This window comes from Cyclobacteriaceae bacterium (genome assembly GCA_013141055.1).
Lineage (GTDB): Bacteria > Bacteroidota > Bacteroidia > Cytophagales > Cyclobacteriaceae > ELB16-189.
Genome location: JABFRS010000001.1, coordinates 2,176,683 through 2,192,872 on the forward strand (window position 1 = coordinate 2,176,683; position 16,190 = coordinate 2,192,872).

General features: G+C 40.0%; 11 protein-coding genes. 8 read left to right on the forward strand and 3 right to left on the reverse strand.

The genetic code is table 11. The features are described 5' to 3' along the window. Position 1 precedes the first annotated feature (1 nt). Positions 2 to 808, forward strand: a complete 807-nt coding sequence (locus HOP08_09790) for an SDR family oxidoreductase (GenBank protein NOT75208.1) — start codon at positions 2 to 4, stop codon at positions 806 to 808. Between the two features lie 3 nt (positions 809 to 811). On the opposite strand, the gene HOP08_09795 is transcribed toward HOP08_09790, so the two are convergent. After that, complete coding sequence (locus HOP08_09795; protein NOT75209.1) at positions 812 to 2,719, reverse strand: DUF3857 domain-containing transglutaminase family protein; 1,908 nt, start codon at positions 2,717 to 2,719, stop codon at positions 812 to 814. 19 nt (positions 2,720 to 2,738) lie between these two features. Further along, positions 2,739 to 4,664 (reverse strand): DUF3857 and transglutaminase domain-containing protein, encoded by a 1,926-nt coding sequence (locus HOP08_09800; protein ID NOT75210.1) that lies wholly within the window; start codon positions 4,662 to 4,664, stop codon positions 2,739 to 2,741. Positions 4,665 to 4,824: 160 nt separating this feature from the next. Here HOP08_09800 and radA point away from each other — a divergent pair, with 160 nt between their 5' ends. Then, entirely contained in the window at positions 4,825 to 6,198 is a 1,374-nt protein-coding gene (radA, locus tag HOP08_09805) for a DNA repair protein RadA (GenBank protein NOT75211.1), read from the forward strand. Positions 6,199 to 6,201: 3 nt separating this feature from the next. Here radA and HOP08_09810 read toward each other — a convergent pair whose 3' ends face one another. Then, a complete protein-coding gene (locus HOP08_09810; GenBank protein ID NOT75212.1) occupies positions 6,202 to 7,077 on the reverse strand; it encodes a 1-aminocyclopropane-1-carboxylate deaminase/D-cysteine desulfhydrase in 876 nt (291 codons plus the stop codon). 58 nt (positions 7,078 to 7,135) lie between these two features. Between HOP08_09810 and HOP08_09815 the strand changes: the two genes are divergently transcribed. The 6 genes from HOP08_09815 (at position 7,136) to HOP08_09840 (ending at position 16,174) form a co-directional block, all read left to right on the forward strand. After that, entirely contained in the window at positions 7,136 to 8,188 is a 1,053-nt protein-coding gene (locus HOP08_09815) for a PA0069 family radical SAM protein (protein NOT75213.1), read from the forward strand. Positions 8,189 to 8,216: 28 nt separating this feature from the next. Further along, positions 8,217 to 8,591, forward strand: coding sequence for a hypothetical protein (locus HOP08_09820; GenBank protein ID NOT75214.1), 375 nt, complete (start codon positions 8,217 to 8,219; stop codon positions 8,589 to 8,591). Between the two features lie 123 nt (positions 8,592 to 8,714). Beyond that, positions 8,715 to 13,088, forward strand: coding sequence for a CusA/CzcA family heavy metal efflux RND transporter (locus HOP08_09825; protein NOT75215.1), 4,374 nt, complete (start codon positions 8,715 to 8,717; stop codon positions 13,086 to 13,088). Positions 13,089 to 13,097: 9 nt separating this feature from the next. Further along, the gene (locus HOP08_09830) at positions 13,098 to 14,273 is read left to right on the forward strand and encodes an efflux RND transporter periplasmic adaptor subunit (protein ID NOT75216.1); all 1,176 of its coding nucleotides are present in this window, start codon (positions 13,098 to 13,100) and stop codon (positions 14,271 to 14,273) included. Positions 14,274 to 14,304: 31 nt separating this feature from the next. Beyond that, positions 14,305 to 14,919 (forward strand): hypothetical protein, encoded by a 615-nt coding sequence (locus HOP08_09835; protein NOT75217.1) that lies wholly within the window; start codon positions 14,305 to 14,307, stop codon positions 14,917 to 14,919. A 31-nt stretch (positions 14,920 to 14,950) separates the two neighbouring features. Next, the gene (locus HOP08_09840) at positions 14,951 to 16,174 is read left to right on the forward strand and encodes a class I SAM-dependent methyltransferase (GenBank protein ID NOT75218.1); all 1,224 of its coding nucleotides are present in this window, start codon (positions 14,951 to 14,953) and stop codon (positions 16,172 to 16,174) included. Positions 16,175 to 16,190 lie beyond the last annotated feature (16 nt).

Here is a 16,190-nt window from a genome sequence, read left to right on the forward strand (position 1 = left end):
AATGAAAGGCAAAGTTGTCATAATCACTGGCGGATCTTCAGGTATTGGTAAGGCTATGGCTGAAGAGTTTGGAAAAAATGGCTCCAAAATATTTATTACCGGCCGTAACAAATCTGATCTTGATCTGGCTGTTGATGATCTGAAGAAAAAGGGAATTGATGCTACTGGCTTTCAGTCTGACGTAAGTCTGGAAGGCGACAATAAAAAAATGGCTGAAGAGGCTATTCGCGTTTATGGAAAAATTGACATTCTGATCAACAATGCCGGCATCACCATGCGCGCACTCTTTGAAGATGTTGATCTGTCAGTGGTAAAAAAAGTAATGGATATTAATTTTTACGGTGTTCTGTACGCTACAAAATATTGTCTTCCGGAAATCATAAAGAATAAAGGTTCAGTGATTGGGATTTCATCCATTGCTGGTTATCGCGGATTACCAGGACGCACAGGATACTCCGCTTCTAAATTTGCTCTCAATGGCTTTCTTGAAGTGCTCCGAACAGAGATGCTTAAAAAAGAAGTTCATGTATTGACCGCTTGTCCGGGTTTCACGACTTCAAACATCAGAAAGCGTTCACTTACAAAAGATGGTCAGGTTCAGGGAAATTCCCCCCGTGATGAAAAAAACATGATGACAGCAGAAGAATGCGCACATCACATTTATCAGGCGACCATTAAGAGAAAAAAAATAATTGTCCTGACTACCCAGGGTAAGTTCACTGTTTTCTTAAACAAATGGTTTCCTGTAATGATGGACAAAATGGTTTACAATGTGTTAGCAAAAGAAGCAGATAGCCCTTTTAAGTAGGGGTCAGGTCTTATTAAGAAAAACCAGCTTTATATTATCCGCCTTTGTCACGCTCTTGTAGAATTCAACGAGCTCATTGTAAGATTCCTTCGGATAAACTCCTTTAAGAACTTTCATCTTTCGAATGTAAACAAGTTTGCCCTCATTGAAATCAAATTTGGTTTCATATTCACCAAATCGTGAAGTGATTTTTGCTGGCGTCGGAACAAATTCCGGGTAAAGGTTTTCAGGGAAGGTATAAATGATGGTGTCAATATCTGTGTAATTCATTGGCCACACGATTTCGTTTTTCCGTTGAGTATTCTTTTGAGGAATAAAGGACGTCTTGTTCATGAGATTCGGTGAGAGAAAAACCCTCTTTCCACTAACAGATGCGTAACGATCAAGCGTAAGATCTAATTTCACAATAGCTGAAGGAATTTTGTTTTTTCTATCTGCCATAGCAATTGAGTTGATCGTGAAGCTTGGAATGTCTGTATTGTTTTGAACCCACTTCTTCTGAGCTTCAAACTGATTACCCAAAATAAAACTCAAATTATTGTTTTCATATTGAAGTCCTTTGTAGGTTGTTACTACCTGTGCTTTGGCATTGCCTAATACATCAACGGTGACTTTTGCGGTTCGGGTTTGCTTATTCTGCTCTGCAGTATAGACAGGCGTTTTCACAATTTTTCCGCCATCAATATCAATCATCACGGCAGATCTGTCGCCGGTAAATGCTCCCATAAAATTAAACGGAGCTGTCTGACTTGTACATTCCATCCACAGGGTGTCCTTTCCATTTGGAACAGACACTACCACATGATTCGTTTGATGACTTGAGAAAACAAGATCTATATCAGGTTCATTTTCCCCTGCCCGTATTCTAGTATAGTATCCTTTTATACCTACCACCTTTAACAGAGACACCATATAATTTGATAGCGCTTTGCAATCTCCGTAGCCGTTGTTGTCTACTGTTGTGGCAGCAAAAGGTTGCATTCCACCTATTCCTTCCTGAATGCTTACGTATCTAGTTTTGTTTTGTAAAAATTCATAAATGGCTTTCACTTTAAGTTCTGGCGTAGCAAGACCTTTTGTAAGCTCTATGACTTTTTCTTTTGTTGCTGCAGGAAGCTCCTGTCTCCCTTCCATTAAAACATTACTCCATTTTCCATACTCCTTCCATGTTACCATATTGCCTTGGAATCCTCCATACTCAAATTGTGAAGGTGCAGTCTTAATATTTGGAATCAATTCAGAATGAGGTCGGCTGTAGGGTTCAAATTTTTTTGGTTTAAAATTTTTGAAAGTCCAGCTTATCGTTTCCCTAACCTCACCAGGGCTCTTAACGCCCGCCGGCATCAGAGTTAATTTAAATCGTGGGGTTAATACCTTAGGGTATGAAACGGAATAATTTATATTCTCAATTGAGACTTCATCATCTGAATAAAGTTGAAATCCGGGGATACTATACAAATGGTCATTTTGAATTTGATATTCGAATTCGACAGTGTATGGATATGTCACCTGAGATAAGTCTGCCCTTTTAATTCTGTCATCTTCATAGAGAGTGAAACCTGAGATAGCGCTTTGATCATAAATCTCACTTTGCTTTAGCTTTTTTATCTCTTTTCCAACTGCATCGTATGCAGTGCCCCTGAAATAGGAAATTTTCCGACTCTTATCGTAAGACACGACTTCAACAGCATAACTTTTCGCCTTTTCATTTAATATCGTGACTACTCGATGGACGGTCTCCACAGACTTATTAAGACTAAATATCTCAATAACTGTTTGATCTTCGCGAATCACTGCGTACATGCCGCTTTTTAAACTATCGGGTATTTCACTTACCGGATATTTATTCTCGGCGAAAACCGGAAGCGATAATAAGAGAATCCCGGAAAGTATAAGGTGATAAGGTTTCATGCTATAATGTTTATGGCTTCTATTGTTTTTTCTTGATAACAATTTGCTCAGCCTGTTTTGCAACCACCTGGTTATAGAATTCTCTGAGACTTGGATATTCATCCTGAACGAAAAGAGTTCGATTGATTAGAAAAGTACTCGTGATGCTAATGGTATTCCCAATTTGAGATGCATTGTACAAATACTTTCCTGCGTTGGCGGGCAAAGCCAGCAACTTGCTTTTTGGTAATTCATCTACTACATAACCATCGGGTATTACTATTTTGCATATGTAAGTTCTGTCAATGGGTGTTCCAAAATCCACAGGATAGATTCTAGTCTCAGTCTTGAATGGGTTCTCTGTGAATTGAAGAGCTACAAACGGATTCACATAAATTACATCGCCGGCTTGCGAAGTGTGCTCTGCAATGGTGACAGTGTGAGCCTCACGGGTTTGTTTACCGAGCTCTTTTATGTCCTGAAATTCACTTTTTGTGATTTGCCATTGCTTATCGGCCATAAAATTCTTCAGATATGCCTCCTCACCATTCTTGATATAGGATTGCCGCATACCTTGTGCATCATAGCCATCCTTGGCATATGAAAGTTTGCCCGTAAGTTCTCCACTCGCATCAAGCTTCAGATCGGCGTTTACAGCAGTCCTGGCTTTGGTTTTCGTTGCTACGTTGATCCATCCAAAATTCTTTTTTGAGACCACCATACCCTCCCCGTTTAGACATCTGTCTGGCAAAACATCAAATGGTAAATATTTCTCCGTTGCATCCAAAAACAGATTTTTATCTTCCAATCTCACCAGACAAACAACGTAGTTAAACTGTTTTGTCATGGGAAATTGCTTGCGGATAAACCCATGATCCCGAGTGCTTAGCAGTATCATGTCTGTTTCCAGGCCAGCTTTATCCAGCATGGATGCCATCAAAAGATTAATGTCTCCTGATGTTCCTTTCTTCTTCTCAACAATCTTTTTCAATGGAAGAGCCAGGAAGTCTTCCTCCCCATCGTACTCAACATTTTGTTTGATCCAATCAGAAATTACTTCAATCTTTTTCAATGGGTCTGTGATTCCCGCTGTAAGGGTTTCTACTTTTTCTTTCAAAAACCCTGAGCCATCTATAACCTTACCAAAATTATCATCGATCATCAGATCAGCCTTCAGCTTCTCCCAGGTTCCCATGATCTCCTTTTGTTTATAGTACGCAAGAGCATAGTTAACTCTTGAAATATAATCATCGGTAGAAGTCATGAAAGGCTCTTTCTTAAACGCTGGCACATTTTCAGAAACATAATGAAAAGCCTTTACATCAAAATTGTAATAAGTCATTCTTTTCTCTTCGGATCTGGTAACAGCAACATAACCTTGCATATACTTCTCATATACAAACACCTCCGGAACTAATGCCCAGTATTCACTTAGCTTGGTCGGGATAGTTCTTTGAAATTGCCAGCTTGGAAAATCTGTAAAAAACTCTGAGTTCTTTGTATATGAATATTCAATAACGGTACCCACCTTCACATTAGGGATAGTAAACTTTTGTCTGTTAAAATTCTTGTTAAATTTTTCTTTGAAAATTCCATCCTTAGAGATTTTCGTCTCTACGATTTTACCATTCTCAAGATTATAGGCAGTTGCTTTAAAATTTGAAATCCTCTCTTCTCCTGAATTATTGTGGAAGGTTAGGATGGAACCATCAGCCCATTCAAGGCCATCCTTAGTCAATATTTTGATCCGTGTATGTCTTTCAAATGATAATCCAGTCTCTCCATTGGTTTCTTTTATCAGTGCTATTCCAAAATCAACGAGAACAACTGCAGCTGCTGAGGAGTCTTTGCCGTAAACCGTCATTTTCAAATCCTCCATCGGAATGTCGCCATACTTTATAGGAGATTTTTGCGCATATGTAAGAAGTGGGATCACAGTCAGAACTGCGAAAAGGAAGCTTTTCATCGAATAGGGGTTAGGTAGGTAATTAAAATTAACAGATTTAATTCTATATATCTCTTTTTCTTATAACAATTTGGTCCCTCCCTTTTCTTTACCCCGTATTCTTATAAAGAAATAGCAATGTAGGTTTACTTTTATGACCTTTAATCTATCTCATAAATAAGTGTCCAAATCCAAATCACAATTTTTCTGTCAAAGCTGTGGGTATGAAGCCTCCAAATGGCTTGGTAAATGCCCTTCGTGTGGAACATGGAATTCTTTCGTTGAAGAAATCGTAACAAAAGGCTCTGAAAAAAATGATTGGCGACAGGACACCACTCGTTCTAAAGTTAATCAGCCCAAAAACCTGGATGAAATTCAGACGAGTACGGAAAACCGGATCATTTCTCACAACCAGGAACTCGATCGTGTGCTGGGAGGAGGCATTGTTCCTGGTTCTTTGGTATTGATCGGAGGAGAGCCCGGCATCGGCAAGTCAACCTTAATGCTTCAAATTGGCCTCTTATTGAAAAGTTTGAAAGTGCTTTACGTTTCTGGTGAAGAAAGTGAGCAGCAACTTAAGATGAGAGCCCAGCGTCTTGGCATTGCCAATGGTGCAAAAAATTTCTTTACGCTGACTGAAACAAATACAAAGAATATATTTCTCGCAATTGAGTCGTTATTGCCTCAGCTTGTCATCATTGATTCCATTCAAACTTTATTCTCTCCTTTATTAGAGAGTACACCCGGAAGCATTGGCCAGGTTAGACAAACTGCTGGTGAGCTCATGAAGTTTGCAAAAGAAACAAACACTCCTGTCTTTCTGGTCGGTCATATCACGAAGGACGGTTCGCTCGCCGGACCAAAAGTTCTAGAACACATGGTTGATACGGTTCTTCAGTTTGAAGGAGATCAGCATCTGGCGTATCGTATTCTGCGCACAACAAAAAATCGTTTTGGTTCTACAGCAGAAATTGGAATCTATGAAATGCTTGGAACCGGATTGAGAGAAGTCAGTAATCCATCTGAAATTCTAATCTCACAAAAAGACGGGCCTCATACCGGTGCAACAATTGCTGCAACACTTGAAGGCAATCGTCCTCTGCTCATCGAAGTTCAATCTTTGGTAAGTCCTGCTTCATACGGAACACCACAAAGAACCCCTACCGGCTTTGATCAGAAAAGATTAAACATGTTGCTGGCAGTTCTTGAAAAAAGATGCGGATTTAGGATGGGAACCCAGGATGTCTTTCTAAACATGGCAGGAGGTATTCGTGTTGAAGATCCCGCTATTGATTTGGCAATTTGTATTTCAATTATATCATCGATGGAAGAGGTTTCCATTTCTGATAAAATCTGTTTCGCTGGCGAGATTGGATTGGGTGGCGAACTCAGGGCCGTCAATCGCATTGATCAACGCATCTCAGAAGCAGAAAAACTTGGCTTTGAAGAAATCTATGTTTCCAAATTCAATCAAAAAACATCTCTCACAAGAAGTAAGATAAAGATTCATTCCGTTGGTAAACTCACAGAAGTATTCCAGGCACTTTTCGGATAGAAACTAATTGACTCCTTGCAATCCTCCCGTATGGAGAATTAGTATAGAAGAATTTTTTTTGAATCTTCCTTTTTTTATTTCTTCCATCACTGCCCAGACTAGTTTGCCAGTATAAACATGGTCAAGTGGAATATTATATTGCTCCCTCATCTCAGAAATAAATTTTGTCAGTTGAGGTGTCGTTTTTGCATAACCACCATGATCATATGAGGTAAGCAATGACCAGTTCGTAAATTTCCTGTCTGAATAATTTTCTATTAGTTCATCGATTTTTCTTTTTAAAAAATTTCCATCTTTTAAAACGGATACACCAAGGACCTCGTTCTTACCATCCAGCCCCACGATCATCCCTGCAATAGTTCCTCCTGTACCTACCGGCAAACAGACATAATCGAATTCATTATCGGCCAAAAGATGCTTCGCAAACTCAGCACATCCTTTGATTGCAAAATCGTTCGTTCCTCCTTCTGGGATCAGATAAAATTTTCCAAACTCTTTTATTAATGTCTGGATAAACTGGTCATCTGTTTTCTCCTTGTATGCTGTTCTTGATACATAGTGAAGATGCATCCCTTTATCTCTTGCGAATGAAAGTGTGGAGTTTAGGGGAAGAGTTTCTTCACCACGGACTACTCCAATACTTTCTAAACCCGCTTCCTTTGCTGCTGACGCCGTAGCATAAATATGATTTGAATATGCTCCTCCAAATGTCAACAGCTTATTGTTGCCAAGTCTGATCGCTTCTTCAATATTGTATCTCAGCTTCCAAAGCTTATTTCCCGAAATCTCCTGATGATTCAGATCTTCTCTTTTAATAAAAAGCCTGATTCGCTTTTCCTCAAAAGCACTGTTTTTAAGCTCCGTGAAAGGGGTGTTGATATAATTAATCAATGCTATTTATTATAGTAATTACTAATTAATGTAGTATTTTTGATTTGTGGAGGATTCATACTTCAAAGGTCGGGGAGCACAGATCAAAACAGAAAACAAATTTCTGAAAGCCCAATATGTTACTGAACATGTGGAGGGTCTTGACGAACCATTGCTTGAAACACCTGCCACTCAGATCTTCATTGAAAATCCGAAAAAGATAATTAATAAGGTCGACAGTCCTGATCTTGGAATGGGATACTCTATGAATCCTTATCAAGGTTGTGAGCACGGATGCATTTATTGTTATGCAAGAAATACACATGAATACTACGGCTTTAGTGCAGGTCTTGATTTTGAAAGCAAGATCATCATTAAGCAAAATGCAGCTCAGGTTCTCGAGCAGCAACTACTTTCAAAAAACTGGCAGCCCGCTCCTATCATGTTATCAGGCAACACCGATTGCTATCAGCCACAGGAACGTAAGTTTGAACTAACACGCAAGATCCTGCAAGTAATGGCAAAGTATCGCCATCCAGTAAGTCTCATCACAAAGAACAGTCTCATCACACGCGATATTGATATCCTTCAGGATCTGGCATCCGATAATCTGGTTCACGTTGCCATTTCAATTACCACACTTAATGAAGATCTGCGTCGTGCAATGGAGCCGCGAACTGCAAGCGCAATAAAGCGACTTAAAACAATTGAAGCTTTGACAAACGCAAAGATTCCTGTCGTTATAATGACGGCACCAATCATTCCAGGATTAAATCATCATGAAATTCCAATGCTTATTAAAGCTGCCGCTGAACATGGAGCACTTTCCGCGGGAATGACTGTTGTCAGATTGAATGGATCTATTGGAAAAATCTTTGAAGACTGGCTTCGTAAAAATTTTCCCGATCGGTTTGATAAAGTTTGGAATCAGATCTGTTCGTTACATGGTGGAAGTGTCAATGATTCGAACTTTGGAAGAAGGATGGCTGGTGAGGGAAATATTGCTGATGTTATTCATCAATTGTTTCGGTCTTCAAAAAAGAAATATCTCTCAGGTCGCGTAATTCCTCCTTACGATTTGACAAAATTCAGAAAAGGCGGCAATCTCAGCCTGTTTTGATTGATGAGTTCTTCCATATATTTGTACTGTGAAGGGAAAACTCATCATCATGCTGCTGACTGTTTATCTGATCTCCTCGACGGAGTTTCATCAGATCTTACGTCTGCCTTTGCTGATGAAACATTACACTGAGCATCGCTCACAGGTTGAAGACATGACCTTCTGGCAATTTCTTGTGATGCATTACGAAACAGATGTTCCTCATGATGACACAGACATGAGACTGCCTTTTAAAGATTGTCATCATTCTGTAACAAATCCTTTCACTGCTATTCCTTCTCAGAACATAGCGCTTAACCTACCCATCATCAGCATTAACGAGCCCATACATTTCGTTACCAACTCATCCTTCCATTCTTCTTATCTGGATGAGATCTTTCAGCCGCCTAAGATCAGGGCCTGATTTCCTTTTTATACTCTTTCATTTTTACTGAATTAAGGTAAGATCTGCAGTTGATCTTTTGTGTCAGGATAATTTTCCGGCATAAACGATGCACGGCATATACTTATCATTAACAAGAAATTTATGCTGGATCGCATTATTCATTTCTCTATAAAAAATAAGCTGGTCATTGTTTTGTTCACAATGGGCTTGATTGCCTGGGGAACTTACTCAGCTACTCAATTACCCATTGATGCTGTACCTGACATTACTAATAATCAGGTGCAGGTCATAACAGTGGCTCCTTCACAATCTGCTCTTGACATTGAGAGGTTGGTAACTTTTCCTGTAGAGCAAAGCATTGCAACTATTCCGGATATCGAAGAGGTCCGATCATTTTCCCGCTTCGGTCTCTCTGTAGTAACGATTGTATTTAAAGAAGAGGTGGATGTTTACTGGGCTCGTCAACAGGTGAGTGAGCGAATTGCTGAAATTCAGAATCAAATTCCAAAGGGAATCGGCTCCCCTAAGCTTGCTCCCATAACTACAGGACTGGGTGAGATCTATCAATATGTTATTCACGCATTGCCTGGTTATGAAAAGAAATATTCTGTAACAGATTTGCGCTCCATTCAGGATTGGATCATTCGCCGACAACTCCTGGGAACAGAAGGTGTAGCCGATGTAAGCAGTTTTGGTGGATATCTGAAGCAGTATGAAATAGCTTTGAATACAGATAAGCTTAGAAGTTTTAATCTCAGTGTGAGCGATATTTTTTCAGCGCTTGAAAGAAATAATCAGAACACGGGAGGTTCATACATTGATAAAAAACCTAATGCCTATTTTATACGATCCGAAGGTTTGGTTACCAGTCTTCAGGATCTGGAGTCAATCGTCCTCAAAAGTACTTCTAACGGCATACCTATACTTCTTCGCGATGTAGCAACCGTGCAATTCGGTCATGCTATACGATATGGTGCGATGACTTACAATGGAGAAGGTGAAGTAACCGGTGCGATTGTTATGATGCTGAAAGGTGAAAATTCTTCCAACGTAATCCGGAATGTTAAAGAACGCATTGAAATGATCCGCAAGAATTTACCAGAGGGTGTAACCATTGATCCATTCCTTGACCGAACTAAACTTGTCAACAAAGCCATTACAACAGTTTCCAGAAATCTCGCTGAAGGTGCGTTGATTGTAATTTTTGTTCTGGTTCTTTTACTGGGAAATCTGAGAGCAGGATTGATTGTTGCGTCTGTTATTCCTCTCGCTATGCTCTTTGCAATATCGATGATGAATGTCTTCGGCGTCTCAGGTAATCTGATGAGTCTAGGTGCTATTGACTTTGGTTTAATCGTAGATGGAGCCGTTATCATTGTGGAGGCAACGATGCATCATTTGGGCTTACGAATGTTGCAAGGAAGATCTTCTCAGCAGGAAATGGATGAAGAAGTTTACTTGTCAGCAAGTAAGATCCGAAAGAGTGCTGCATTTGGTGAATTAATTATTCTGATAGTTTATCTGCCAATTCTGGCTTTGGTAGGTGTGGAAGGAAAAATGTTCCGGCCCATGGCACAAACAGTATCCTTTGCTATTCTGGGTGCTTTTATCTTATCGATAACATACATCCCTATGATGAGTGCTTTATTTCTCAGCAAAAATCCTGAGCACAAAGAATCCATCTCACAAAAGCTAATGAACTTTCTTCATGGTCTTTATGATCCATTGATCCGGTTGTCCATTAAGTATCGGTCTGTTGTCTTTTCCGTTTCCGGAGCTTTGTTCATTTTCAGTCTATGGGTATTTTCTTCTCTCGGAGCTGAATTCATACCAACGTTGGATGAAGGCGACTTTGCCGTGGAAACCAGAGTCCTGGCTGGCAGTAGTCTTTCTGAAACGGTCGATGCAACTATCAAAGCAAGTAAAGTCTTGCTAAAAAAATTTCCCGATGAAGTAGAGCAGATTGTTGGAAAGATTGGATCATCTGAAATTCCTATCGACCCTATGCCTTTGGAAGCTGCTGATCTCATAGTGGTCCTTAAAGACAAAAGCAGTTGGAAAAAAGCCTCAAGCCGGGATGAGCTTGCTGACCAAATGACAGAAGCTCTTGAGGTTGTGCCGGGCGTCACTTTTGGATTTCAGCAGCCTATTCAAATGAGATTTAATGAATTAATGACGGGTGCTCGTCAGGATGTTGTTGTTAAAATTTACGGTGAGGATCTTGATCAGTTATCAGGTTATGCCAATCGCGTTGCGAAAATCATTCCAACTATTGAAGGAGCTAAGGATCTATATGTTGAAAAGATAACGGGTCTCCCCCAGATCGTTGTTTCTATCAATCGTGAACGTCTTGCTCAATTCGGTATAGACGTTGAGACAATTAATCAAACGATCAACATCGCTTTTGCCGGGCAGAGTGCCGGACTCGTATTTGAAAATGAGAAACGTTTTGATCTCGTCGTGAGGATGGAGCTGGCTAACAGAAAAAGCATTGAAGATATTTCTTCCCTCTTCATTACTTCCGGTTCTGGAAAGCAAGTGCCCCTGTCACAGCTGGCAGATATTCAACTGAAGATGAGTGCCAATCAAATCCAGCGTGATGATGCCAAGAGAAGAATCATTATTGGGTTCAATGTACGTGGGCGTGATGTAGAGAGTATTGTAAATGAGCTTCAGCTAAAAATCGATCAACAGATAAAATTTGCACCAGGATACTTCCCGACATTCGGCGGAACATTTAAAAATTTACAGGAGGCCAGAGGAAGACTTTATGTAGCAGTTCCCGTTGCTCTGTTATTGATCTTTGTTCTTCTCTATTTCACCTTTCATTCTGTTAAGCAAAGCCTTCTCATCTATACAGCTATTCCGCTCTCAGCAATTGGTGGGATTTTCACACTCTGGTTGCGTGACATGCCCTTTAGCATTTCGGCAGCAGTAGGATTCATTGCCCTGTTTGGAGTTTCAGTTCTTAATGGCATTGTCCTTATCGCTGAGTTTAATCACATCAGGCAAGAGGGAGAAACGGATCTTATTTCTATTATATTAAAAGGTACCGCTACACGACTTCGGCCAGTTATAATGACTGCATGCGTTGCGTCGCTGGGCTTTTTACCGATGGCTTTTTCTCATGGAGATGGCGCGGAAGTGCAGCGGCCATTAGCAACCGTTGTAATGGGCGGATTGATCACCGCTACTGTTCTTACTCTTATTGTACTGCCTTGTCTTTATTATGCAATAGAAAAATTTCAATTGAAGAAAATGAAAACACAATCGTTCGCTCTTCTTATTGCTGGATTGCTTCTCATTCCGGCATTGAGTAATGCCCAGCAAAAGACAATCTCACGTGAAGAGGCTATCTCCATCGCATTGAAAAATAACGATGCGATCAAGTCTGCTGCTTTGGAGGTCGAGGTTCAAAAACAATTGAAGCGAACCTCCACCGAAATTCCTAAAACAAATGCCATGCTGATGTATGGTCAATACAACAGTAATAACCAGGATAATAATCTGACCATTACTCAAAGCATCCCATTTCCAACTTTATTCATTAGTCAGGCTAAGTTGGGGGAAGCTAAAGTTCAGAGTAGCGTGTACAGGAAAGCATTATCAGAAAATGAGATCGTTCTTCAGGTGAAGCAAACATATCTGACATTACAGTTTCTGATTTCGCAGCAAAAATTATTTCTCCGACAGGACAGTATTTATTCTGATCTGGTAAAGATCACAGGATTACAATTTAAAACCGGAGAAGGAACGCTGTTGCAAAAAACTTCAGCAGAGGCACGCTATGATGAGATCCAAAACCTTATTCGTCAGAACGAAGCCGATCTAAAAGTATATTACCATCAACTGAATATCCTGTTAAATTCTTCAGACAACATTCTGATCGCTGAAGAGACTCTTTCACCTTTTACAACAACATTGGAAGATGACTCATCACAGGTTTCGCAAAATCCTCAATTGGCATATCAGCAATCTTTATCATTGATCGCTCAGCAGGAAAAGAAAGTTGAAATCAATAAGGCCCTACCTGATCTGACGATTGGCTATTTTAATCAGTCATTAATAGGTTATCAGCAATTCACTGATGGAAGCAATCCTTTCTTCGATTCAAACAAACGCTTCACGGGAATTACTGCCGGTGTATCTATTCCGCTTTGGTTTCTTCCCCATCACGCACGCATTAAATCCGCCGCGATCCGATCTGAAGCTGCACACTATCAGGCGCAATATTTCCGTAAGCAGCTTTCCGGCCAATGGCAAAAAACTATTCAGGAGTTCTATAAAAACCGAAATAATCTTGATTACTACACCCGATCAGCTTTACCCAATGCAAAGCTCATTCTACGTCAGTCTCAATTAGCTTATAAAACCGGAGAGATCGGTCAGGCAGAATATCGTCTTAATCTCCAGCAGGCACTTGGTATTGAAGAAGGTTATCTTCAATCAATTGTTCAGTACAATCAAAGTATAATCACTCTCGAGTTTTTATCAGGTCGTTCATCAAAAGATTAATCACATACAATGAAAAAATTCATTCATACCATTCTTATAAAAAGACTCATTGTCGCAGCCCTCTGTATTACATCTTTTTCATTGCTTCTTTCTGGTTGCAAACAAAAGGAAGCGAACATGGAGGTACAGGAAGCTGTCGCTGAAGATGAGCGGTTTGTCACTTTAACAAAGGAGCAAGCCCAAAACATAGGCATTGAAACAGGAACTATTGAAAACCGTGTGCTAAGTGGTGCGATCAGTGTGTCGGGGATGCTTGATGTTCCTCCTCAGAATATGGTCAATATGACAGCACCTTTTGGGGGCTTTCTGAGATCTACTTCATTATTGCAAGGGATGCATATTGCGAAGGGTCAGTCAATTGCAGTGATTGAAAATCCTGAGTACATACAGCTTCAGCAGGATTTCCTGGATACTAAAGCACAGGCAGAATTTCTAACCGCAGAAAATCAGCGGCAACAGGAACTGGCAAAGGAAAATGTAAACTCTCAGAAAGTTTTACAAAAATCTATTGCCGATCTCACAAGCATGAAAGCAAGGAACAATGGCCTTCGGGCTAAATTAAAAATGCTGAACATTGATCCTGATAAGCTGGATTCAGAAGCAATCCGTTCCACCATTGAACTTCGCTCGCCTATCAATGGTTATGTTACTCAAGTGAACAGTGCTGTTGGTTCTTTTGTAAGTCAAACCGATGTGATGTTCCGGATTGTTGACACGGATCATCTTCATACAGAACTGATTGCGTTTGAGCGCGACATTCCTAAAATAAAAATTGGACAAACCATCAGATTTACACTTGCCAATGAATCAACGGAAAGGACAGCGAAAGTATATCTCATTGGACGGGAAATCAGCGCAGACAGAACAGTGCGAATTCATGGCCACATTGATAAAGATGATCGTGAACTAATTCCTGGAATGTATTTAAAAGCAATGATTGAAACAGGCGGTCAATCTTTACCCACTCTGCCGGAAAATGCGATTGTGAATCATGAAGACAAAAATTTCATTTTTATTAAAGACGCTGGCAATGAAAATAGTTTTGAAATGATTGAAATTGGAACCGGACTCAGGCAAAATGGTTTTGTAGAGGTTGACATGCCTTCCGACAGGTCTGCAAAAAATGTAATCGTTGTATTGAAGGGAGCCTATAATCTTTTATCTAAAATGAAGAATGTTGAATAGGTTAAACATTCTCACGCATTAACTTTGGTCAATGATTACCCTTATCACCGGCAGTCTTATTCTTAGTCTTCTTCATGGTCTTATTCCCAATCACTGGCTTCCGGTGCTGGCGATCAGTAAAAAAGAAAAGTGGGATTTGGCAGAAACGACACGCATTACACTTATTGCCGGTCTCGCCCATGCAACAAGCACAGTTTTAATAGGAGTTCTTCTGGCCCTTATTGGTGCTCAGCTTTCTGCAGCATTGGAAAATTTTACAGCTTATATCGCTCCTGCTCTTCTGGTAACGCTTGGTATTTTCTATATCTATCAGCACAGTCGTCATCACCATTTTCACATTCATGGTCATCCCGAAAAAGTAACGAATAAAAACAGGCTCATTCTTTCTTTGGCTTCTGCAATGTTTTTTTCACCGTGCTTTGAAATTGAAGCTTACTTTCTGGTGGCAGGTGCGCAGGCCTGGTGGTTAGTAACTTTGCTTGCAGCATTGTACACCATAGTGACTGTGGGTGGCATGATTATTTGGGTAAGACTCGCGCATAGCGGTCTATTAAAGTTGAATTGGCATTCTTTGGAGCACAATGCTGGCATTATCACGGGAGTAACTCTTATGCTTTCCGGTATTTTAGCCTTCCTGCTTCATTAAGTAAACTTTGACCGCTTTAACGGAAATGAAAATGCAATCATTGATCGACTCTATGCTAAGCGACGAGATACAGGATTTTCTTTTAGAGCATGAAAATGGAGATGTACAAAAACTTCTTCTGAAGCAGGATACTGTTCATAACGTTCCTACCGAATTCATTGCACAACAACTTACAGGACGCAAAAAAGCGAAAGTAAAATTCAAGACTTTTTATAACACAAGAGGAATAGCCTTTCCTCCATCCATTAATCTTGAACAAAGTTCATCAGAGGCAACAGCAAAATTCAAACTCGCTTTACTCAAAAGTCTTTATCCAGATGAGGAGAAAATAATTAGTGCCGCCGACCTGACAGGAGGCTTTGGTGTGGATACGCAGTTTTTAAGTTTACGCGCTCAGCACATCGATTACATTGAGCCCGATACTTCTCTCTACGAAATCGCGAAGCACAATCATAAGCTTCTGAATTCTCACAATCAGAATAATATTACACACTACAACGCTTCTGCAGAAGACTATCTCGATACGCTGGATGAACCCATGGATCTTTTATTCCTGGATCCTTCCAGAAGAAAAAAAACTCAGAAAATATTCAAGCTTGCTGATAGCGAACCGAATGTGGTTCTCCTTCAAAAAGAGCTTCTGCAAAAAGCAACGCATGTTTTAATCAAAACTTCTCCGTTGATGGACATTCAGCAAGGATGTCGTGAGCTTGAGAATGTATCCCAGGTAATCATCGTAGCCGTTGATAATGAATGCAAGGAGTTGCTTTTTCTTTTGGAGAAGAATTTTTCCGGTGAGCCCGTTATCAGAATAGCAGATCTTAATCATTATGGAGAAATTCTAAGTGACTTCTCATTTTCTCTGGAAGCAGAAAGGAATGCACAAATTTCTTACTCAAATCCGTTAACATTTCTGTATGAACCTTCCGCAGCAACTTTAAAAGCCGGGGCGTTCAAATGGATTGGTGAAAAGTTCAATCTTAAAAAGTTAGCACCTAACTCACATCTTTATACTTCTTCAGAGCCGGTCGACTTTCCGGGAAGAATTTTTACAATTCTGGAATCTCTTAAACTTGATAAAAAAATCAATGAGAAATTTCCAAAGGGATATGCTAACATCATTACACGCAACTATCCTTTAAGCGTGGAGGAAATAAAAGCCAAGACTGGTTTAAAAGAAGGTGGGGAAGAGTATCTTATCTGCACTCAAGGTGAAAAAGAAAAATTTGTCCTGCTTGTTGAGCGCCTGAAATAAAACTCCTCTAATCATT

Excerpts from the sequence above, each read along its gene's own strand:
- HOP08_09835 (NOT75217.1), top strand. The coding sequence starts at position 14,305 with ATGATTACCCTTATCACCGGCAGTCTTATTCTTAGTCTTCTTCATGGT.
- HOP08_09830 (NOT75216.1), top strand. The coding sequence starts at position 13,098 with ATGAAAAAATTCATTCATACCATTCTTATAAAAAGACTCATTGTCGCA.
- HOP08_09840 (NOT75218.1), top strand. The coding sequence starts at position 14,951 with ATGCAATCATTGATCGACTCTATGCTAAGCGACGAGATACAGGATTTT.
- HOP08_09795 (NOT75209.1), bottom strand. The coding sequence starts at position 2,719 with ATGAAACCTTATCACCTTATACTTTCCGGGATTCTCTTATTATCGCTT.
- HOP08_09800 (NOT75210.1), bottom strand. The coding sequence starts at position 4,664 with ATGAAAAGCTTCCTTTTCGCAGTTCTGACTGTGATCCCACTTCTTACA.
- HOP08_09825 (NOT75215.1), top strand. The coding sequence starts at position 8,715 with ATGCTGGATCGCATTATTCATTTCTCTATAAAAAATAAGCTGGTCATT.
- HOP08_09790 (NOT75208.1), top strand. The coding sequence starts at position 2 with ATGAAAGGCAAAGTTGTCATAATCACTGGCGGATCTTCAGGTATTGGT.